This window comes from Burkholderia sp. HI2761, from assembly GCF_002223355.1.
Lineage (GTDB): Bacteria > Pseudomonadota > Gammaproteobacteria > Burkholderiales > Burkholderiaceae > Burkholderia.
On the sequence record NZ_NKFN01000005.1, the window covers coordinates 153,855 to 173,762 of the forward strand.

Below are 19,908 nucleotides of genomic sequence, written 5' to 3' on the forward strand. Positions count from 1 at the left end.
GTGGCGTGAGGCCGGACCGGGCGTCATGCCCGGCCGCGCGGAAGCTCCGCTTAAATGTCCGCTTCGACGTCGTTGCCCTTTTCTTCGAGCCAGCCGCGCCGCGCAGCTGCCTCGCCCTTGCCCATCAGCATCGTCATCCGCGCGACGGTCGCGTCGTAGTCGAGCTCGCCAAGCTTCACCGGCATCAGGCGGCGCGTGTCGGGATTCATCGTCGTGTCCCACAGCTGCTCGGCGCTCATTTCGCCGAGGCCCTTGAAGCGGCTGATGCTCCACTGCGTGTCGCGCACGCCGTCCTTGCGCAGCTTGTCGAGCGTCGCCTCGAGTTCGCCGTCGTCGAGCGCATAGAGCTTCTGCGCGGGCTTCTTGCCGCGCGCGGGCGCGTCGACGCGGAACAGCGGCGGCCGCGCCACATAGACATGGCCGCGCTCGATCAATTGCGGGAAATGCTTGAAGAACAGCGTGAGCAGCAGCACCTGGATGTGCGAGCCGTCGACGTCCGCGTCCGACAGGATGCAGATCTTGCCGTAGCGCAGGTTCGACAGGTCGACGGTGTCGTCCGGGCTGTGCGGATCGACGCCGATCGCGACCGAGATGTCGTGCACCTCGTTGTTCGCGAACAGACGGTCGCGCTCGGTTTCCCACGTGTTCAGCACCTTGCCGCGCAGCGGCAGGATCGCCTGGTATTCCTTGTCGCGGCCCATCTTCGCGGAGCCGCCCGCCGAGTCGCCCTCGACGAGGAACAGTTCGTTGCGCGCGATATCTTCCGTCTCGCAGTCGGTCAGCTTGCCGGGCAGCACCGCGACGCCCGAGCTCTTGCGCTTCTCGACCTTCTGGCCCGCGCGCGTACGCGCCTGCGCCTGCTTGATCACGAGTTCCGCGAGCTTCTTGCCGTGCTCGACGTGCTGGTTCAACCACAGTTCGAGCGCCGGACGCGAGAACGACGACACGAGCTTCACCGCGTCGCGGCTGTTCAGCCGCTCCTTGATCTGCCCCTGGAACTGCGGATCGAGCACCTTCGCGGACAGCACGAACGACACGCGCGCGAACACGTCTTCCGCGAGCAGCTTCACGCCCTTCGGCTGCAGGTTGTGCAGTTCGACGAAGCTCTTCACCGCCTGATAGAGACCGTCGCGCAGGCCCGACTCGTGCGTGCCGCCGGCCGGCGTCGGGATCAGGTTCACGTACGACTCGCGCACGAGCGAGCCTTCCTCGCTCCATGCGACGACCCACGATGCGCCCTCGCCCTCGGCGAAGGTTTCGTCGGTCGAACGCGAATCGGCGAAACGCTCGCCTTCGAACAGCGGGATCAGCAGCTCGCTGCCGTTCATTTCGTCGAGCAGGTAGCCGCGCAGGCCGTCTTCGTACTTCCACGTCTGGCGCTCGCCGGTTTTCTCGTTGACGAGCACGACCTCGACGCCCGGCAGCAGCACGGCCTTCGAGCGCAGCAGGCGCTGCAGCTCGCCGAGCGGCAGGTTCGGCGAATCGAAGTACTTCGGATTCGGCCACACCTGCACGCGCGTGCCGGATTTCTTCTCGCCGCGCCCCGCGCCTTGCGTCGCGAGCGGCTTCACGACGTCGCCGTCGGCGAAACCGAGCTCGGCGATCTTGCCGTCGCGCCAGACCGTCACGTCGAGACGCGTCGCAAGTGCGTTCGTCACCGACACGCCGACCCCGTGCAGGCCGCCCGAGAACGTATAGGCGCCGCCCGCGGCCTTGTCGAACTTGCCGCCCGCATGCAGGCGCGTGAACACGATCTCGACGACCGGCACGCCTTCTTCGGGGTGCATGCCGAACGGGATGCCGCGGCCGTCGTCGTCGACCGACACCGACTGGTCGGCGTGCAGCGTGACCGTGATTTGCTTGCCGTAACCGCCGAGCGCCTCGTCGGACGCGTTGTCGATGACTTCCTGGATGATGTGCAGCGGATTTTCGGTACGGGTGTACATGCCGGGCCGCTGCTTGACCGGCTCGAGACCCTTGAGCACCTTGATCGATGCTTCGCTATAGGCCGCGCTGGGTTTCTTCGTTGACATAGGCGCTGAATTTCGTCATTCATCGGGACGTTGTCCACACCTCGTGTGGATAACGTCGTGGACAAAACGTTGAGTTCTGTAAAAAAGCGAATCGAAACAACGGTGTGCTTGGACTGCTCCGAAAGCGGGCGCGCGGCGTGCGCGGCGCGCTCCTGAACGCGCGGTATTTTACTGGTTCCGCGTGACGCGCCAATCGCGGGATCGGCGCGCACCGCACGCGTCACGCCGGCTTGCGCTTCGCCTCGAGCGTTTCCCACCGTTCGAGCGCGGCGAGCAGTTCGTCGTCGATCGCCGCGAACCGCTCGGTCAGGCGCGTGCCTTCCTGCGGATCCTTCGCGAAAATCGAGCCGTCGTCGAGCTGCGCATTGATCGTCTTCTGCTCCGCTTCGAGCGCGGCGATCTTCTCCGGCAGCGAATCGAGTTCGCGCTGCTCGTTGAACGACAGCTTCACCGTGCGCTGCGCGTTGCGACCCGCCGCGCTCTTCGCCGGCTCGTCCTTCGCGGGCGCCGCTTCCTTGACCGTGCGCTTCGCCGCCTCCTGCTGCGCGAGCTGCTCAGAGCGTTCGCTCTGGATCTGCCAGTCGGTGAAGCCGCCGACGTATTCGCGCCACTTGCCGTCGCCCTCGGCCGCGATCACCGACGTCACGACGTTGTCGAGGAACGCGCGATCGTGGCTGACGAGCAGCACCGTGCCGTCGTAGTCGGCCAGCAGCTCTTCGAGCAGTTCGAGCGTCGGGATATCGAGGTCGTTGGTCGGTTCGTCGAGCACCAGCACGTTGGCCGGCCGCGCGAACAGGCGCGCGAGCAGCAGCCGGTTGCGCTCGCCGCCCGACAGCGACTTCACCGGCGAACGCGCGCGTTCCGGCGCGAACAGGAAATCGCCGAGATAGCTCATCACGTGCTTGCGCATGCCGCCGATCTCGACCCATTCGCTGCCGGGGCTGATCGTATCCGCGAGGCTCTTCTCCTGGTCGAGCTGCGCGCGCATCTGGTCGAAATACGCGACCTGCAGGTTCGTGCCGGTGCGCACCGTGCCTTCGTCGGGCTTCAGGTCGCCGAGGATCAGCTTCAGCAGCGTCGTCTTGCCGGCGCCGTTCGGGCCGACGAAGCCGATCTTGTCGCCGCGCATGACCGTCGTCGAGAAACGGTCGACCACCGTGCGGCCGCCGTAACGCTTCGTCACATCGGTCAGCTCCGCGACGATCTTGCCGGACTTCTCGCCCTGCGCGACGTCGAGCTTCACGTTGCCCTGCGCATTGCGGCGCTCGGCATGTTCGTTGCGCATCTGCACGAGCCGCGCGATGCGGCCGACGCTGCGCGTACGGCGCGCTTCGACGCCCTTGCGGATCCACACCTCTTCCTGCGCGAGCAGCTTGTCGAATTTCTCGTTCTCCACGCGCTCGACTTCGAGCTGCTGCGCCTTGCGCGTCTGGTACGCGGAGAAATTGCCCGGATACGACAGCAGCCGGCCGCGATCGAGCTCGACGATGCGCGTCGCGACGCGGTCGAGGAACGCGCGATCGTGGGTGATGAACAGCAGCCCCGCGCGCTGCGCGACGAGCAGCTCCTCGAGCCAGCGGATGCCGTCGAAGTCGAGGTGGTTGGTCGGTTCGTCGAGCAACAGCACGTCGGGTTGCAGCACCAGCGCGCGCGCCAGCGCGACGCGCTTCTGCATCCCGCCCGACAGTGCGTCGACGCTGGCGTCGCCGTCCTGCAGGCCGATCTGCGCGAGCGTCATCGATACGCGCGTGCGCCAGTTCCACGCGTCGTGGGTGTCCAGCGACGACTGCAGTGCGTTCATCCGCGCAAGCAGCGCATCGTGCTCGGCGCCTTCCGGTATCTCCGCGAGACGGTGTGCGATCGAATCGTATTCTTCGAGCAGTTCGCGCGTGTGCGCCAACCCCGACGCGACCGCGTCGAATACCGTCGCGCCCGGCTCGAATTCGGGCTCCTGCGGCACGTAGACGGTCACCAGCTCCTGCTGGCGCGTGATCAGCCCGTCGTCGGCCTTCGCGAGGCCGGCCACGATCTTCAGCAGCGACGACTTGCCCGCGCCGTTGCGGCCGATCAGGCCGACGCGCTCGCCGGCTTCCAGCGAGAAATCCGCGTGATCGAGCAACGCGACGTGACCGAACGCGAGCTGCGCGCCGGTAATGGAATAGAGCGACATGGGGAGACGGCGAAGAGAGGAATCGGAAGCGCCCATTGTACCGGTCGCGGAGGCCGGTATCGGCTCGGCCGGATGGACGAACGCCGCAGGTCGCGCTTGAAGCGCATCGGCGCGGTGCCGTGAGCGGGTTGCGGCCGGTTTCCGGTACGGATGCCGGCCGCGGTTTGCGTACCCGCGAAAACGGCCGAATGCCGGCCGGATGCCAGGGCCGGCCGATCGGCGGATCCCGCGCGCGGCGCGTCGAGCCTGCGCGGGATGCGCGGTTATTTCACGTTGACCGTGATCGTCGAGCTCATTTCGGGGCCGTACGAACGGTGCGCACCGTCACCGAGCTGCAGCGTCAGCGTGTGCTGGCCGGGCGGCAGCTTCACGTCGGTTTCGGTCTGGGCCTTGCCGAAATGCAGCGAACGGTCGGTCGCCGGGATCACATCGCCCTTCGGCACCGGCTTGCCGTCGATCAGCAGATGATGGTGACCGGTATCCGGGGTCATGTCGCCGGCCGGCTTGAGCGCCATGCCTTCGAGACCGAACTTCACGTGCACGGGGCTCGACACCGTCGCGCCGTCCTGCGGCTCGACGAAGAACACACGCGCTTCGGCGCGCGCGAGTGTCGACACGGCCAGCGCCGCGACACAGACTGCACCCGCGATCCACTTTCTGTTGAGCATCGTTACCTCCTTCAGATTGACAGGCTCACGAAGCATACACTGCATGCGCGGCCGACGCGTCGGCGTCGAAGCGTTACGGTCGGATAGATGCCCAAGGCGAGCGTCTTCTGCTTGCCAAGGAAGCGGTAAGACGAGCGCCGGTACTTCGCGGCGCTCGGTTGGACGAGCAAGAACATCCCGCCACCGTCCGTGAGTTTGTACCGTGCCGCGCTGGCCTTCGCGTTCCGTACCTGTACGTCAGTGAGAGGCATTGTTGGTATCTGCCGATACCAACACTTTCTCCGGCTGTCACTGAGCAACCTTGGGTAACGATGTGAGGAGAGCGTCGCCAGACGGGCCTGAACGGGGCGATGTCTTGTGAATCTTGGGGATGGTTTGGAGCTTGACTGGTCCCCCCGACAGGAATCGAACCTGTATCTAGCGCTTAGGAGGCGCTTGTTCTATCCATTGAACTACGGGGAGGGCCATGTCCGCAGTCGCGTAAAAAACGCGAACCGGACGGCGGCATGGACAGCGCGCAGAGTATAGCAAACGCGCGGCGCGTCGGCGGGGCGGAATGCACACCGACGTGCGTGTCAATTAATCAACCGCGATCGGAACGGAAAATCAGAAATCGACGACGACGAAATCGTCCTTACCCACGTCGCACAGCGGGCAGCGCCAGTCGGCGGGAATGTCGGCGAAACGGGTGCCGGCCGCGATGCCTTCGTCGGGCAGTCCTTCAGCTTCGTTGTAGACCCACCCGCAAATCAGGCAGACCCAGCTCTGGTATTCGGTTACTTCACTCATGTTGCGCTCGGGATAATGAAATTCGGCGATACCGTCCGCAGCCTCGCCGGCGGACGAAAGGCGCAATGGTACCGGAATTTCGCCGAACACCTGCGCAACGTCGTTTTAAACGTACGCATCGCGAACAACGCGACAGCACGGAAGAAGCGCGACGAGGCCGGCGAGCAGACCGCGGCTGACATCAATCCGGGCAGAAGGACGCGAAACGGGCTGCCGAAATCGCGGCGGCGACCGGTCAATGTCATCCACGCCATTTGCCCACCTTCCCTTGCTGCGACTCCGGATGCGGGGGCCTCACTCGTGCTAGCGTTAGCCGCAGTGCCGCATGTTTCAACCTAGCGGCCGACGAATGGAGATACTGCACCCGCCCACATTCCAAGAAGAACCAGACACTCGATGGCGAACATTACTTGGTCGTATGTATTGCGAAGCGCTGATCGCATCGCATAAACGACGTAAATCAATGTAAAGAGCGGGGTGACGACCCACGTGGCAGCGGTCAACAAAACGAAGCCCGTTGTGCCGGCTGTAAAAATTCCGCTATGAAATTCGCCGACCTCGACATAGCAGTATGCAAAGCCGATCCACGGAATCCACAATCCGATGAAGGTAGCGATAGCGAGCGTGATCGCACCTGATGAAGGCCCAGATTCAGCGCTCTCGATGTCTTGTGATTCGTTCATAGTGTCGTTCCTCTCAGGAACGGACTCTACACCGCCACCGCACCAAACGCGGAGAACAGATCAACAAATCTCAGGAACGCTCACCATCTACTTGTCCAACCTAGAAATATGAATTCTGTCAGGGGGATCAGCCAAGCTCCAAACTTCCCCCAAGATTCAAGCCCCCCGCTCAAGCCACGACCACCGTAAACTCGACCCCCGACTCAAAATCCAGCGTCGTGGTCGAAAACCGCGGATCCTCGTCGAGGTAATGCTTGTACGGTCGGACGGCGTCTTCGGCCGTGTACATGTTGTCAGCCAGCACGACCGATCCCGGCCGCAGCAGGCGCTCGATCTGCTTGAACAGCTTCAGATAGGCGTCAGCCCATACGTCGATAAACACCATGTCGACGGTCCCGTCCAGTTCGGCAACCGTCTCGAACACATCGCCCTCCCGCAAGTCGACATAGGCGTCCAGCCCTGCTGTTTCGACGTGAGCCCGCAAACGCGCGCATTTGAGCGCATCACGTTCGGTCGCGATGACCACGCCACGGCCCAACATACGCAGCGCGTCGGCGAAATACAGAGTCGACACGCCACAGGAACTGCCAAGTTCAAGAATTCTGCCCGACCGTTGCGACAACACGGTGTTGCGCAAGAATCGTCCCGTTTCCGCCGACACGGCCAACGATAGCGCACCGCTTTCCGACGATTCGAAATCGTCGCTGAAGAGGCCGAACGTTTCGAGAAAGCGCCCTCGCAGCCGGGGTGCGAGCGCTTCGTATTCGTCGACGAGCGTCGGAAACGCCGCATTCGGCCCCTGGAACTGCGCGCGGGCCCGGGCGATGATTTCGCTCCGGCTTTCTTCATGAAGCCGTTGCAGAAGAACGTCGATGGTTGAAGCCAAGTGCATTCCTTGACGAGATTGATCACATGAACGGCGTATCCAGCGGCTGCCATCCGCCCGACTGCCGCGATACCGCTCCATCATCTGCGAGCACGGCCGACGCTACGCCCTTCTGGCGAGCGTGATCGCGCGTTCGGGACACGCCGTCACGCAAAGCCCGCATGATCGGCAGGCTTGCGCATTCGGCGTGTAGGCGACTTTCATTCCATGCACGCGCAGTTTCAAGCGATGCATCAGACCGAGGTCGACGTAATCGGCCTGATCGATGCGCCGCACCTCGAACACGTTTTCCGGGCAAACGGTGACGCAATCCCCCTTGCCTTCGCAACGTTTCAGATCGACGACCGGCGCAATCACACCCGCCTTCTGTTTGCAGTCGTCCGATGATTTTTCGCGCATGTTCACTCCTCCGTGCGCCGGGTGCCGCGCGATCGCCATGCGGCCCGGAACTGCTCGCGCTCTTCGGGCGTCATGGCTTCCCACTTGCGCCAGTGGCGCCGGCCGTGCCAGCCGCGGTGTCCGCGAAATCCACCGAACAGGATGCGGCTCAACACGAGGAGGCCCAGCGCATGGGCGAAGTCGATCGTCCGGGCGCCGACGAATAGCGCCGGAACCACCCAGTTCCACAGCATCATGACGACCCATCCGAGCACGCCTATGGCGACCACCACGAGCAGCGCCTTGCCCGCACATCTGATTCGAAAATTCATCCGTCGACTCCTCTAGCTATCCAGTTCGTCATAAATGGGTTGCAGCCGAGCACGCAGATGCAAGACCGCGTAGCGTTTGCGCGCAAGCAGCGTATTGAGCGTGACGCCGCTTTGCGCGGCCATCTCCTTGAAGGACAGCCCCTCCAGTTCGTGTGCGATAAAAACCTCGCGCTGATTCGCCGGCAACTCGTCGAGCGCATCCTGCAACGCCTTGAGCAACAGCGTGCGAGCGTAGAGCGCTTCAGGGCCGGCATCGTGCGCCGGTAACGCGAGATCCAGCCGATATTCGCTGTCCGCTTCGTCGTCGGCATCGACCAGATCGGTCAGCGGCTGCTCCTTCCTTTTGCGAAAACGATCGATGATGCGGTTGCGCGCGGCACGGAACAGCCACGCACTCGCCTGTTCGATCGGCGCGGGAAGTCGATAAGCCTGGACGAATTCGTGGAGCACATCCTGCAGAACGTCCTCGGCATCGTCCGGGTCGCGTATCCGGCGCCGAATGAAGTTCCCTAGCCTCGTTCGTTCACGCATCACCGTCGCAGTGATGTCGCGGTCTGGGTCGGTCATCGTTTGCGAAGTGGGTGGCGGTTCCATGCGTCTGAAGACGTTTCAGGCCCGCGAATATTGTGGCGAGTATGAAAAATTTCCGGCCGTACGCGTCGGCTTCACTGCGTCGCAGCCGTTTCAAGGAACAGGCCCGATATGTCATCGGACCGTCTTCGCACGAATCGTTTGACTCTGCGCACCGACCCAAGTACACTTCGCGCCGCGGGGTGGAGCAGTCTGGCAGCTCGTCGGGCTCATAACCCGAAGGTCGTAGGTTCAAATCCTACCCCCGCAACCAAATGCCGAAGCCCGCTTTGCGAAAGCAAGCGGGCTTTTTGCTGTTGGACGGTCCGGGAATGTTGATTGCGCGCGCAGATAGCACACGAATGATGTGTGCAATCGAGCATTCGCCACGATATGCAACACGCGAGCGCACCTCGTCCGTTCGCCGCAGAGATGCGCCGAACGTTGCGTAGAATTCCGAACCTTCTTCGGTTCAGCACACGGACTTCACCCATGCTTCGGACGATCGCGGCGCTCGCCGCGCTTTCAGCGATGATCGGCACGGCCAACGCCGCCGACACCGGCACGGCCTCCGCCAAACAGCGCTACGTCAGCCCGGGCATCGCCAACGTAACTGCCTCGGCAGCCCCGCGTGCGGATAATACTTCCCCCGACGCCCGCTGCCGGGAACTGGCCGCCGGCATCGACGCGGTCACGCACTCGCCCGATCGCGGCCAGAAGGTCGTGCGCGGGATGGGCCCGGACGGCAAGCCGCGCAACGAACTGCGGGCCTACGACAAACGGGCCGACCTGGAAGCCGAGCACCAGCGGCTCGGCTGCTGATAACGCCTCCCACCGATACCCGGCCCGCTCACGCCCGGCATCGGCCTTTACGCATTCGCCCCGCCGTCGATCGTCAAGCCGGTCCCGTTGATCGATCGTCCTTCCGGCCCGACGACGAACGCCACGAGCGCGGCCACGTCGTCGGCCTTGCCGTATTCCTGAATCGCCATTCGCGAACGTTGCGCATCGGCATGTTCGCCGTCGGCCGGGTTCATATCGGTATCGGTCGACCCCGGATGCACGATGTTGACCGTGATGCCGCGCGAGCCGAGATCACGCGCGAGCCCTTGCGTCCAGCCGATCAACGCAGCCTTGCTCGCCGCATAGAGGCTCATCCCGGCATCGGGCACGCGCGTCGCGAGGCAACTGCCGGTCGACACGATGCGCCCGCCCTCCCCGAGATGACGCGCCGCCGCCTGCGATGCGACGATCACCGCACGCACGTTCACGTTCAGCGTCGCGTCGATATCGTCGAGCGTGAGGTCGTCCAGCGCGCCGGCCCGGAAAATCCCTGCGTTGTTGACGAGAACGTCGAGGCCGCCGAACGCCTCCGCGGCACGATCGACCGCGTCGCGCACGGCAACCGGATCGGCGCTGTCGGCCTGGATCGCAATGGCGCGACGGCCCAGCGCTTCGATGCCGGCGACGACGGCCTGCGCCCGCTCGGCCGATTTTTCATACGTGATCGCCACGTCGGCGCCATCGGCCGCCAGCCGCTTTGCGATCGCCGCGCCGATGCCGCGGCTACCGCCCGTGATGAGTGCACGCTTGCCCTGAAGTCGGTTCATGTCGGTTCCTTTCCTCATTTATGTAACAACCAACACAGAATGTGACAAGTTGCGTCGCACAGTCAATTGATTTATTGTGTCGATCGATACAGATATCAACGAAGGGACGGACGCAATGGCTGAACGAGGCCGACCGAGAAGCTTCGACAAGGAAGCGGCGCTGGATCGCGCGATGGAGGTGTTCTGGCGTCTCGGCTACGAAGGGGCGTCGATGACGGATCTGACGGCCGCGATGGGCATCGCGTCGCCGAGCCTGTATGCGGCCTTCGGCAGCAAGGAAGCGTTGTTCCGGCAAGCCCTCGATCATTACCGCACAACCGAGGGACGGGAAATCTGGGGGGGTGTCGAACGGGCGGCCAGCGCGTACGACGCCGTGCGGAACTACCTGATGGAGACCGCACGCGTGTTCACGCGGCGCTCGAAGCCGGCCGGCTGCCTGATCGTGTTGTCGGCGCTGCATCCGGCCGAACGTTCCGACATGGTCCGGCAAACGTTGATCGCGATGCGCGAGGGCACGGTCGATGCGCTGCGGGAGCGGCTCGCGCAAGGCGTCGCGACCGGCGAAATATCGGCGCACGCGAACCTCGATGCGATCGCGCGCTACTACGTGACGGTTCAGCAGGGCATGTCGATCCAGGCGCGCGACGGCGCGAGCCGCCGCGATCTGGAGGCCGTCGCGCAGGCCGCGCTGGCCGCATGGCCGGCGCTCGTCGGCACGCGCAGCGCGGCCGGTGTGTAGCGGCAGGACGCCGCCGGGAGATTACTGCTTCGCGGCTTGCTGCACGTCCTTCGACGCATGCCACACGCGATAGCGTACGTCGAAGCCATCCGGTACATACACGACGAGCGGCAGGCGGCTGTTGTAGCGCAGCAGCTGACCGTCGCCGCGCACCTGCACGAACCGTTGCTGCGGCGCCTGGCCCGGGCACGCCATCAGCGTCGACGCCGGCCCCTTCACGTCGGTGAGCCGGTAATACGTGTAGCCCCAGCCCTTCACGTCCTCGGCGGTCAGCTCGCCGCCGAACCACTGCTGATTGCAGTCGGTCTGCAGCGTCTTGCCGATCATCAGCTCGACGCGCGCATCGCCCTCGTTCTCGAGCGCGGGCAGCGCGATCACGGCGCGCTGCTGACCGGCTTCGGCCTGCGGAAACATCTTGATCGACTCGGCGGGCACGGCGGGCGCGGATGCCGGCGCGGCCACGCATGCGGCGGCCGTCGTCACGCAGAAGGCGGCCAGCGCGGCCCGGATCGCAAATTTCATCGATGTGCTCCTGAAAAACAAATGAGCCCCGGATGCTAACACTTTCGTCGCAAGACCTTACGAGGCTGTAATTTGGCGACACAATTGCAAACAGCCGGCAATCCGCGGGCGCGGTACTTATAGCGTAACCAACGGAGAACATCATGCTGAAGCTCATTGCTGCCGCCGGCGTCGCCACCCTGCTGGCCGGCTGCGTCGTCGCCCCGGACGCCGGATACGGCTACGGGCAGCCCTACTATTCCGATCCCGGCTATGCGTATGCCCCGTCTCCCGTGTACGGGACGGTCAACATCTGGGGCGGTGGCGGCGGACGCGACTGGGATCGCGGCCGGCGCGACTACCATCGCTGGGACGGCGATCGCGGCAACCGCGGCAACGGCTGGGGGCGCGGCGGCGGACGCCGCGGCGACTGGAACGAAGGCGGCGGTGGCGGCCGCGGCGACGGCGGCGGTCATCGCCACTGACACCCAATTGCAACCGTTTGTATCCACGCACGGGCCGCCGATAGCCGGCGGCGCATCACACCGGCGAACGGACGGCCACGCCCAAGACAAAGGCCCTCGCATCGAGCGAGGGCCTTTCGTCGTCCGGCCCGGCGAAGCGATCGATCGTCGGCGGGTGCGCGGCCGTCCGGCCCGAACCCGCTCGCGCGCCGCCGCTTACCAGCCGGCCGGTTGCGCGTAGCCGCCCTGCTGCACCGGCGCCCCACACACGTACGCACGCTGGTAGCGGTCGTAGCAATAGTTCGGGCCGTCGTCCTGGTACTGCGCCTGCTGATAGGTCGGGTAGGCAGGCTGCTGGTACGCGGGCGCCTGATAGTAGGTCGGCGGCTGATAGGCCGGCGCCTGGTACGCGGGTGCCTGATAGGCGACGGGCGGATTCATCGCCGACGTCACGATCGCGCCCAGCACCGCGCCGCCGATCAATGCGCCGATGACGGCGCCGCCGTCGCGGCCATGCGCGGACGCCGGGCCCGCGACCGCGAGCGAACCGGCAAGGACACATACTGCGGCAATCTTTTTCATGATGGACTCCCACGCGAAGTGGTACTGGATGCGATGCATTGTGGCGGCACGCGACCGTAATAGATGCAGCAAGTGGTAACGCGCGATTACCGGTATCGCACCCATCGAAACGCGTCGTCGCCGTGCTACGATTTTCGGCATACAGGAGACGCCGTCATGCAGCCCGAAACCGCCCGCCGTTTCGATACCGAATTCGCACCGCGCATCGCGCAGGCGATCGCCGCGTTCTTCGCCGAGCACGTGCAAGCCGATGTCGTCCCCTATGGCGGGCACGGGCACCCGACGCGCGTGCGGATCCGCAGCGCGCCGCACGAGCACGTGAGCGGCTTCGTGCATCCGCTGAATCTCGAACTGACGTGGGACACCGACGAGATCGAGCGGCTGATGGAACCGGACGGCCCGCAGCGCTTCGAGCACTATCTGGCCGCGCTGCCGAGAAAGCTGGGCGCGTGGCAGGCCGCGCGCGACATCGATCTCGCGTCGCGCACGCAGGCCGACCCGCTCGTGCGGCTCGGCGGTCTGGATTTCGAAGGCTGAATGCGCGCGCCGGCCGGCCACCGCGCGGCGCGGCGTCGCGCGATGCGGGCCGGTGATACACTCGACCGGCCCCGTTCCGGTGCAGCCGCGCCGGCCGGGCCGTTCATCGCCGCCGCCTCCCTTGCACGTGGTTGCGCACGCAACCGGCAAGCGGGCGCGCGGACAACCACGCTCTCGCTCCCGTCATGAACGCCGATACCGGCCTGCCGCTTCCGCAACGCTACTGGGCGATCGTCTGCGTCGCCCTGGGCATCACGCTCGCCGTGCTCGACGGCGCCATCGCGAACGTCGCATTGCCGACCATCGCGCGCGACCTGCACGCGTCCGACGCCGCGTCGATCTGGATCGTCAACGCGTACCAGCTCGCGGTCACGATCACGCTACTGCCGCTCGCGTCGCTTGGCGAACGCATCGGCTATCGCCGCATCTACATCGCCGGGCTCGCGCTGTTCACCGCCGCGTCGCTCGGCTGCGCGCTCGCCGGCTCGCTGCCGATGCTGGCCGTGATGCGCGTGATCCAGGGGTTCGGCGCGGCCGGCATCATGAGCGTCAACGCGGCGCTCGTGCGGATGATCTACCCGTCGTCGATGCTCGGGCGCGGGCTGTCGATCAATGCGATGGTGGTCGCGCTGTCGTCGGCGATCGGGCCGACGGTCGCATCGGCGATCCTGTCGTTCGCATCGTGGCCGTGGCTCTTCGCGGTCAACGTACCGATCGGCATCGCGGCCGTGCTCGGCAGCCTGCGCGCGCTGCCGGCCAACCCGCTGCACGATGCGCCGTACGACTTCGCGAGCGCGCTGATGAACGCGTGCGTGTTCGGCCTGCTGATCACGGCCGTCGACGGGCTCGGTCACGGCGAGGGTCATGCGTACGTCGCGGCCGAACTGGCCATCGCATTCGTGGTCGGCTACTTCTTCGTGAAGCGTCAGTTGTCGCAGCCGGCGCCGCTCCTGCCGGTCGACCTGATGCGCATCCCGATGTTCGCGCTGTCGGTCTATACGTCGACGGCGTCGTTCACGTCGCAGATGCTCGCGTTCGTCGCGCTGCCGTTCTGGCTGCAGAATTCGCTCGGTTTCTCGCAGGTCGAGACAGGCCTCTACATGACGCCGTGGCCGCTCGTGATCGTGTTCGCCGCGCCGCTCGCGGGCGTGCTGTCGGACCGCTATTCGGCCGGCGTTCTCGGCGGGATCGGGCTTGCACTGTTTGCGGCCGGGCTGCTGTCGCTCGCGACGATCGGCGCGCACCCGGGCACGGTCGACATCGTCTGGCGGATGGCGCTGTGCGGCGCAGGTTTCGGGCTGTTCCAGTCGCCGAACAACCGCGCGATGCTGTCGTCGGCGCCGCGCGAGCGCAGCGGCGGCGCCGGCGGCATGCTGAGCACCGCACGCCTGACGGGCCAGACGCTCGGCGCTGCACTCGTCGCGCTGATTTTCGGGCTCGTGCCCGACCGCGGGCCGACGATCGCACTCTATGTCGCCACGGGGTTCGCGGCAGTGGCCGCGGTCGTCAGCCTGCTGCGCATCGCGTCGCCGCGACCGGACACGGCGGCCTGACATCCCTCGCGCGCCGCACGCGCGGCGGGCGTCAGGCGGCGTCGAGCGTATCCATCACGAAGCGCACGCGCGCCTTCACGCTCACGCGCGGCAACTCGATCAGCCGATAGCCATACGACGTATAGCATTCGACCATCGCGTCATGGGTCCGCACCGCTTCCGCGAAATCCTGCCGGCGCTCGCTGTCCTGCGCATAGATGTCGGGCCACGGCGGCGCGATGAACACGCGCCGGTGATAGCGGAAACGCCGCGCCGCGGCTTCCGCGTGCGCGGGTACGGCCAACCCGGCCAGCATCAGATAGCCGATCACGTCGGGCACGCCGCGGTCGAAGAACACGGGCCCGCGCGCCTGCCGCGCGAGATGGTGGGACCGCATCTCCCAGCTCAGCATCAGCTCGGCGAACGCCGCGGGGTCGCGCCACGGCAGCGCAGGACCGTCGACCGCCATCTGGTCGCGGATCACGCCGCGCCCGGCTTCCTGCGAGCGCGCGAACCCGGCGCGCTCGAGCGCATCGAGCAACGTGCTCTTGCCCGAACCCGGGCCGCCCGTCACGACGAAAAAGCGGCCGCTCGTGTCGTCGGCCACTTCTTCGTCGCGACCGGCGGCGGCCGGCGCGGCGGCGCCCGGCGCGAACTCACGCATGCGCGACCCGCCGGCCCGCGCGCTGCGTGACCGACGCCGCCGCCGCGACACTGCGCAAGTCGGCGACAAACGTATCGCGCCAGACCGACAGGTCGTTCTCGCGCAGCCGCGCGAGGTTCTCCTTGTGACGCGCCTGCCGCTCCGCGAGCGGCATCGACAGCGCGCGTTCGAGCGCCTCGGCCATCTGCGACAGGTCGTACGGATTGACGAGGAGCGCGCCGGTGAGCTCGGCCGCCGCGCCCGCGAACTCCGACAGCACGAGCACGCCCGGATCGGCCGGATCCTGCGACGCGACGTATTCCTTCGCGACGAGATTCATCCCGTCGCGCAGCGGCGTCACGTAGCCGACCTGCGACATCCGGAAGAACGCCATCAGCAGGTTGCGCTCGTACTTGCGGTTCAGGTACTGGATCGGCGTCCAGTCGAGCTGCGAGAAGCGGCCGTTGATGCGGCCGGCCTCGCCTTCGAGCGTTTCGCGGATGTGCTGATAGGTCTGCACGTCGGAACGCGTCGGCGGCGCGATCTGCAGGAGCGACACGCGCCCCTGCCAGCCCGGCGCATTCGCGAGCATCCGCTCGAACGACTGGAAGCGCTCGACGAGCCCCTTCGAATAGTCGAGACGGTCGACGCTCATCACCAGCTTGCGGTCGCCCAGTGCCTCGCGCAGCATCTTCACCGGCTTGCGCGTGCCGTACTGGACGGCCGCCTGCGCGATCGCGTCGGGATGCACGCCGATCGGATAGGCGGCGACCTTCACGACGCGGCCATGCGCGTGCAGCATCCCGTCGTCGCTCGCCGCGCCGATGCCGCGCCGCTCGATGTAGTCGGTGAAGGCCTGCTTGTCGGCCTCGGTCTGGAACCCCGCGACGTCGTATGCGCACATGAACTTCACGAGTTCCTCGTGCGGCGGCACGAGGCGCAGCATGTCGGGCGACGGAAACGGGATGTGCAGGAAGAAGCCGATCGGGTTCTTCACGCCGAGCTCGCGCAGGCAGTGCGCGAACGGCAGCAGATGGTAGTCGTGCACCCAGATCAGGTCGTCGGGACGCAGCAGCGCGGCGAGTTGCTTCGCGAGCATCGCGTTCACGCGCAGGTAACCGGCGTACTCCTGCCGATCGAAGCGCGCGAGATCGCCGCGGTAATGGAACACCGGCCACAGCGTCGCGTTCGAGAAGCCGCGGTAGTACTGGTCGTAGTCGCGCCGGGTCAGCCCGACCGTCGCGTAGGTCACGTTGCCGTCCCGCTGGATCGCGGGCTCGGCATCCGGCGCACCGACGATCTCGCCGTTCCAGCCGAACCAGACGCCGCCCGTTTCCTTCAGCGCGTCCATCACGCCGACGGCCAGGCCGCCCGCGCTCGGGCGCGTATCCTCGCCGGCGGCGACACGATTCGATACCACGATCAATCTGCTCATGCGACTTCCCCTCCTCGATTCGATTGGCCGGCGCGCGACGCGCGCCGAAGCAGGCGCGGCGGCCCGAAGGCGGCCGCGCGGCGATTCAGTTCCGAGAATTGCAATGAAATACGGCGGTGGAATGCGGCGACGACCGTATCAGGCGTCCTGCTCCTGCCCGAGGTCGCGTTGATAGTCGAGCCCTTCCGGGCGAGCACCACCCTGGTTGTGATCGCCGTCCAACGGCGTCTCGTCCGGCGCGCCCGCGGGCGGTGCCGATGGCGCGTCGGTCTGCGGACGCGGGCGGTCTTCCGGATGGCCGGCCGCCGCGTCAGACGGCCGGTGTGACAACCGTTTTGAACGGCGCATGGCTGGGTGTCTCATATGCGGCGCGGCTCGAGGCCGTCGTAGAAACATTCCATAACAAAACAGTCTAGGTCGCTTCCTCGCGGACGAAGGTAACAATTACCTTCAATTTGTAACGTTTCGACCCCTCGTCGATCATCTATCCGACAATAACGCCGCCCGCGTGCACGCGGCCTGCCGCGCGGCGATTTGTCAAAGCTTTGCAGTTTTCCCATGACAATTGCGAAACAATGACGCGGCATCAGGGCGTGCACGCGTTGCCGCTCACCCAGACAGGACTGCACTCAGGGATGAACATTCGTTTCGAATCGCCGCGCCGGGCCACGCCGGCGCGCGTCGTGCTGGCCGTGATCGCCACGGCCGCATTGCTGTCCGGCTGCAATTCGTTGTACAGCGAAGGCGCGACAGCCGGCGCCGGTATCGCGGGCGCCGCGATCGCCTCCAAGGTCACCAACAACGCCGCCGTCGCGACGGGCATCGGCCTCGGCGCCGTCGCCGGCGCGCGGGCTGGCGTCCAGTACTCGCAACGCGTCGCGCACCGCTACACGCAGGAGCAGATCGCGAAGGCGGCCGGCCCGCTCGACGTCGGCGGCGTCGCGCCGTGGTCGACGCACCATTCGTTCCCGATCGAGGACGACGAGCAGGGCCGCGTGACGGTCAGCCGAATGATCAGCGTCGGTCCGCTCGACTGCAAGGAAATCGTGTTCGCGGTCGACACGCCGGCGAAGGCCGACAAGGCCGCGCAATCGGCGTTCTACGTCGCCACCCTCTGCCGCGACGGGCCCACATGGAAATGGGCGTCGGCCGAACCGGCGACCGAACGCTGGGGCGCGCTGCAATGAGCGTCGCGATCCGTATCGCGGCGATCGGCGCGCTGTGCGCGGCGACGCTCGCGCTGTCGGGCTGCGGGTCGGTCGGCGCGGCGAGCGGCGCGCTGGCCGGCGCGGCGACGGGCCTCGTCACCGCGAACCCGGCGGTCGGCGTCGGCGTCGGGATTGCCGTGCAGGCCGCGACCGACGAAGCCGTCAACCGCACGATGAAGCAGCTCCATCAGAACCAGCAGGACGCGATCGCGAAGACGGCCGGCACTCTCGCCGTCGGCGAAGTGAAGCCGTGGAAGGTGAAGAACACGCTGCCGCTGGAAAACGGCGAAGGCGAGGTGCGCGTCACGCGCGCGTACTCGTCGGCGCTCGCGCTGTGCAAGGAATTCGCGTTCTCGGTGAAGGACGGCGACAAGGCCGACTGGTACTTCGCGAATGCGTGCCAGCAAGGCACGCACTGGAAGTGGGCGTCGGCGGAACCAGCCGTCGATCGGTGGGGGAATTTGCAGTAACGGGGCGATGCGCGGCGCGTGATGTTCGGCGCACGCGAATACCGGGCCGCACGGCCCGGCCCGGCGCGATCAGGACTCGACGTCCTCGAGGCTGAAAATCTCGGTCTGGTCGTTGTACGAGAAGATCTCGCCGTACCGCCCCCAGTCGATCACCGCGTCGAGCGTTTCCTCGGCCGCGCCGTCCGACAGGAAATCCTCCAGCTCCTGCTCGAAGCGCACGCGCGGCGCACGGTGGCCCGGACGCTCGTTCAGCACCTTCTTGATCCGCGCGGCGAGCGGCACGTGCTTCAGCAGGTGATCGGCGAACATCAGCTTGCGCTCCTGCGTGCCGAATTCCGCGAACACGCGCCCCGGCGGCGTCAGGAACACGTCGCCTTCGCGCACGTCCGCGAAGCCGAGGTACTGCAGCACTTCCGCGATCGGGAACAGGTCGTCGACCTCGAGGTGCAGCGTGCGCGCGATTTCCGGCATGTCCGCGCGGCCATGGTACGGCGCCATCGCGAGCGTCTCGATCAGGCCGGCCATCAGGTTGGTCGACACCTGCGGCAGCCAGCTTCCGAGCTCGAGCCCCTTCTTCGTCGCCTCGCCGGTCTGACGCGCGGTCATCTTCGCGTAGATGTCGTCGACCAGCTTGCGGAACGCCGGATCGAGACGATTGCGCGGGTGCTTGAACGGCACCTTGATCTCGGCGATCACGCGGCCCGGGTTCGACGACAGCACGAGGATCCGGTCGCACATGAACACCGCTTCCTCGATGTTGTGCGTGACGATCAGCACCGACTTGATCGGCATGCGGCCCTGCGTCCACAGATCGAGCAGGTCGGTACGCAGCGTTTCGGCGGTCAGCACGTCGAGCGCGGAGAACGGCTCGTCCATCAGCAGGATGGTCGGATCGACGACGAGCGCGCGCGCAAAGCCGACGCGCTGACGCATCCCGCCCGACAGCTCGCGCGGATACGCGTTCTCGAAGCCGTCGAGACCGATCAGGTCGATCGCGGCCAGCGCACGCTCGCGCCGCTCGCGCGCGCCGACGCCGAGCGCCTCCAGCCCGGCTTCCACGTTCTGCAGCACGGTGAGCCACGGAAATAGCGCGAAGGTCTGAAACACCATCGCGACGCCCTCGGCCGGGCCGCGCAGCGGCTGGCCGAGGTACGTCACTTCGCCGCCGGTCGGCTCGATCAGCCCGGCGATGATGCGCAGCAGCGTCGACTTGCCCGAGCCCGACCGGCCGAGCAGCCCGACGATCTCGCCTTCGCGCAGCGACAGGTTCGCGTCGTCGAGCACGAGCAGCTCGCCCTGGGTCTTGTTGAAGCCGCGGCAGACGTGATCGACGCGCAGGATCTCTTCACCGAGCCGGGGCGGCTGCAGCGGCTGGGACGTCTGGACGGGGGCGTTTACAGCATTCGGATTGTGCATCGCGTTTCGCTCTCAATCGGTCTCAGTCGAGCCGCAGCTTCGCTTCGGCAAAGGCATACAGCGGGCGCCACAGCAGGCGGTTGAACAGGGTGACGAACAGGGACATCACGGCGATGCCCAGGATGATCTTCGGAAAATCGCCGTCGGCGGTGGTCTGCGCGATGTAGGCGCCGAGGCCGTGCGCCTCGATCCTGGTGTTGCCCCACTGCACGGCTTCCGACACGATGCTCGCGTTCCACGCGCCGCCCGATGCGGTGATCGC

The 19,908-nt window shown here is 66.2% G+C and carries 24 protein-coding genes, 2 tRNA genes and 2 pseudogenes; 9 read left to right on the forward strand and 19 right to left on the reverse strand.

Annotation, left to right across the window (positions count from 1 at the left end; genetic code table 11):
• Positions 1 to 50 precede the first annotated feature (50 nt).
• From CFB46_RS16470 to CFB46_RS16495, 6 genes and pseudogenes are all read right to left on the reverse strand, one after another.
• Complete coding sequence (locus CFB46_RS16470) at positions 51 to 2,033, reverse strand: DNA topoisomerase IV subunit B (protein WP_089500514.1); 1,983 nt, start codon at positions 2,031 to 2,033, stop codon at positions 51 to 53.
• 220 nt (positions 2,034 to 2,253) lie between these two features.
• Positions 2,254 to 4,203 (reverse strand): ATP-binding cassette domain-containing protein, encoded by a 1,950-nt coding sequence (locus tag CFB46_RS16475; RefSeq protein WP_089500515.1) that lies wholly within the window; start codon positions 4,201 to 4,203, stop codon positions 2,254 to 2,256.
• Positions 4,204 to 4,466: 263 nt separating this feature from the next.
• A complete protein-coding gene (locus CFB46_RS16480; protein WP_089500516.1) occupies positions 4,467 to 4,871 on the reverse strand; it encodes a DUF4399 domain-containing protein in 405 nt (134 codons plus the stop codon).
• A 47-nt stretch (positions 4,872 to 4,918) separates the two neighbouring features.
• Positions 4,919 to 5,122, reverse strand: a pseudogene (locus CFB46_RS36760) (Arm DNA-binding domain-containing protein); the annotation flags it as partial.
• Positions 5,123 to 5,258: 136 nt separating this feature from the next.
• A tRNA-Arg gene (locus CFB46_RS16490) sits at positions 5,259 to 5,333 on the reverse strand.
• 144 nt (positions 5,334 to 5,477) lie between these two features.
• Positions 5,478 to 5,660, reverse strand: a complete 183-nt coding sequence (locus CFB46_RS16495) for a rubredoxin (protein WP_027785088.1) — start codon at positions 5,658 to 5,660, stop codon at positions 5,478 to 5,480.
• A gap of 15 nt (positions 5,661 to 5,675) precedes the next feature.
• On the opposite strand from CFB46_RS16495, the gene CFB46_RS16500 reads away from it, so the two are divergent.
• The gene (locus CFB46_RS16500) at positions 5,676 to 5,999 is read left to right on the forward strand and encodes a hypothetical protein (RefSeq protein ID WP_089500517.1); all 324 of its coding nucleotides are present in this window, start codon (positions 5,676 to 5,678) and stop codon (positions 5,997 to 5,999) included.
• Here CFB46_RS16500 and CFB46_RS35310 read toward each other — a convergent pair.
• The 5 genes from CFB46_RS35310 to CFB46_RS16520 all read right to left on the reverse strand — a co-directional run bounded on the left by CFB46_RS35310 (position 5,996) and on the right by CFB46_RS16520 (position 8,533).
• Complete coding sequence (locus CFB46_RS35310; protein ID WP_143751624.1) at positions 5,996 to 6,343, reverse strand: hypothetical protein; 348 nt, start codon at positions 6,341 to 6,343, stop codon at positions 5,996 to 5,998. The two genes, CFB46_RS16500 and CFB46_RS35310, sit on opposite strands and share 4 nt — an antisense overlap.
• Before the next feature lie 169 nt (positions 6,344 to 6,512).
• Entirely contained in the window at positions 6,513 to 7,235 is a 723-nt protein-coding gene (locus tag CFB46_RS16505) for an O-methyltransferase (protein WP_089500518.1), read from the reverse strand.
• A 96-nt stretch (positions 7,236 to 7,331) separates the two neighbouring features.
• Complete coding sequence (locus CFB46_RS16510) at positions 7,332 to 7,628, reverse strand: 4Fe-4S binding protein (RefSeq protein ID WP_027785090.1); 297 nt, start codon at positions 7,626 to 7,628, stop codon at positions 7,332 to 7,334.
• Positions 7,629 to 7,630: 2 nt separating this feature from the next.
• A complete protein-coding gene (locus CFB46_RS16515) occupies positions 7,631 to 7,939 on the reverse strand; it encodes a hypothetical protein (RefSeq protein ID WP_027785091.1) in 309 nt (102 codons plus the stop codon).
• A gap of 12 nt (positions 7,940 to 7,951) precedes the next feature.
• Entirely contained in the window at positions 7,952 to 8,533 is a 582-nt protein-coding gene (locus CFB46_RS16520; protein WP_027785092.1) for an RNA polymerase sigma factor, read from the reverse strand.
• Between the two features lie 173 nt (positions 8,534 to 8,706).
• Here CFB46_RS16520 and CFB46_RS16525 point away from each other — a divergent pair.
• Both CFB46_RS16525 and CFB46_RS16530 read left to right on the forward strand, forming a co-directional pair.
• Positions 8,707 to 8,783: transfer RNA gene (locus CFB46_RS16525), tRNA-Met, on the forward strand.
• A gap of 218 nt (positions 8,784 to 9,001) precedes the next feature.
• On the forward strand, positions 9,002 to 9,331 hold the full coding sequence (locus CFB46_RS16530; RefSeq protein WP_027785093.1) for a hypothetical protein: 330 nt from the start codon (positions 9,002 to 9,004) through the stop codon (positions 9,329 to 9,331).
• 47 nt (positions 9,332 to 9,378) lie between these two features.
• Here CFB46_RS16530 and CFB46_RS16535 read toward each other — a convergent pair whose 3' ends face one another.
• Positions 9,379 to 10,119 (reverse strand): SDR family NAD(P)-dependent oxidoreductase, encoded by a 741-nt coding sequence (locus CFB46_RS16535; protein WP_027785094.1) that lies wholly within the window; start codon positions 10,117 to 10,119, stop codon positions 9,379 to 9,381.
• Positions 10,120 to 10,234: 115 nt separating this feature from the next.
• Between CFB46_RS16535 and CFB46_RS16540 the strand changes: the two genes are divergently transcribed.
• Positions 10,235 to 10,858 carry a TetR/AcrR family transcriptional regulator gene (locus tag CFB46_RS16540; RefSeq protein ID WP_027785095.1) on the forward strand — a complete coding sequence of 208 codons (624 nt, stop codon included), beginning with the start codon at positions 10,235 to 10,237 and terminating at the stop codon, positions 10,856 to 10,858.
• A 21-nt stretch (positions 10,859 to 10,879) separates the two neighbouring features.
• Here the strand turns inward: CFB46_RS16540 and eco are convergent, their stop codons facing one another.
• Positions 10,880 to 11,380: a serine protease inhibitor ecotin gene (gene eco, locus CFB46_RS16545; protein WP_027785096.1), complete on the reverse strand. Its 501-nt coding sequence runs from the start codon at positions 11,378 to 11,380 to the stop codon at positions 10,880 to 10,882.
• Positions 11,381 to 11,523: 143 nt separating this feature from the next.
• On the opposite strand from eco, the gene CFB46_RS16550 reads away from it, so the two are divergent.
• Positions 11,524 to 11,844, forward strand: coding sequence for a hypothetical protein (locus tag CFB46_RS16550; protein ID WP_027785097.1), 321 nt, complete (start codon positions 11,524 to 11,526; stop codon positions 11,842 to 11,844).
• Positions 11,845 to 12,039: 195 nt separating this feature from the next.
• Here the strand turns inward: CFB46_RS16550 and CFB46_RS16555 are convergent, their stop codons facing one another.
• Entirely contained in the window at positions 12,040 to 12,444 is a 405-nt protein-coding gene (locus tag CFB46_RS16555; RefSeq protein WP_027785098.1) for a hypothetical protein, read from the reverse strand.
• A 117-nt stretch (positions 12,445 to 12,561) separates the two neighbouring features.
• Between CFB46_RS16555 and CFB46_RS16560 the strand changes: the two genes are divergently transcribed.
• Together CFB46_RS16560 and CFB46_RS16565 are read left to right on the forward strand one after the other, a co-directional pair.
• Positions 12,562 to 12,942, forward strand: coding sequence for a DUF5594 family protein (locus CFB46_RS16560; protein WP_027785099.1), 381 nt, complete (start codon positions 12,562 to 12,564; stop codon positions 12,940 to 12,942).
• 185 nt (positions 12,943 to 13,127) lie between these two features.
• Positions 13,128 to 14,495, forward strand: a complete 1,368-nt coding sequence (locus CFB46_RS16565; RefSeq protein ID WP_027785100.1) for an MFS transporter — start codon at positions 13,128 to 13,130, stop codon at positions 14,493 to 14,495.
• Positions 14,496 to 14,526: 31 nt separating this feature from the next.
• Here CFB46_RS16565 and CFB46_RS16570 read toward each other — a convergent pair whose 3' ends face one another.
• The 3 genes from CFB46_RS16570 to CFB46_RS16580 form a co-directional block, all read right to left on the reverse strand.
• On the reverse strand, positions 14,527 to 15,138 hold the full coding sequence (locus CFB46_RS16570) for an AAA family ATPase (RefSeq protein WP_027785101.1): 612 nt from the start codon (positions 15,136 to 15,138) through the stop codon (positions 14,527 to 14,529).
• Complete coding sequence (otsA, locus tag CFB46_RS16575; RefSeq protein WP_027785102.1) at positions 15,131 to 16,552, reverse strand: alpha,alpha-trehalose-phosphate synthase (UDP-forming); 1,422 nt, start codon at positions 16,550 to 16,552, stop codon at positions 15,131 to 15,133. Before otsA ends, CFB46_RS16570 begins: the two co-directional genes overlap by 8 nt.
• A gap of 138 nt (positions 16,553 to 16,690) precedes the next feature.
• The gene (locus CFB46_RS16580; protein ID WP_080681386.1) at positions 16,691 to 16,900 is read right to left on the reverse strand and encodes a hypothetical protein; all 210 of its coding nucleotides are present in this window, start codon (positions 16,898 to 16,900) and stop codon (positions 16,691 to 16,693) included.
• Between the two features lie 287 nt (positions 16,901 to 17,187).
• Here CFB46_RS16580 and CFB46_RS16585 point away from each other — a divergent pair, with 287 nt between their 5' ends.
• Together CFB46_RS16585 and CFB46_RS16590 are read left to right on the forward strand one after the other, a co-directional pair.
• Positions 17,188 to 17,739, forward strand: a complete 552-nt coding sequence (locus tag CFB46_RS16585) for a hypothetical protein (RefSeq protein WP_027785103.1) — start codon at positions 17,188 to 17,190, stop codon at positions 17,737 to 17,739.
• The gene (locus CFB46_RS16590) at positions 17,736 to 18,230 is read left to right on the forward strand and encodes a hypothetical protein (RefSeq protein WP_027785104.1); all 495 of its coding nucleotides are present in this window, start codon (positions 17,736 to 17,738) and stop codon (positions 18,228 to 18,230) included. Before CFB46_RS16585 ends, CFB46_RS16590 begins: the two co-directional genes overlap by 4 nt.
• A gap of 69 nt (positions 18,231 to 18,299) precedes the next feature.
• Here the strand turns inward: CFB46_RS16590 and CFB46_RS16595 are convergent, their stop codons facing one another.
• Entirely contained in the window at positions 18,300 to 19,646 is a 1,347-nt protein-coding gene (locus tag CFB46_RS16595; protein ID WP_027785105.1) for an ABC transporter ATP-binding protein, read from the reverse strand.
• Positions 19,647 to 19,668: 22 nt separating this feature from the next.
• Positions 19,669 to 19,908 (reverse strand): annotated as a pseudogene (locus CFB46_RS16600) (sulfonate ABC transporter permease); the annotation flags it as partial.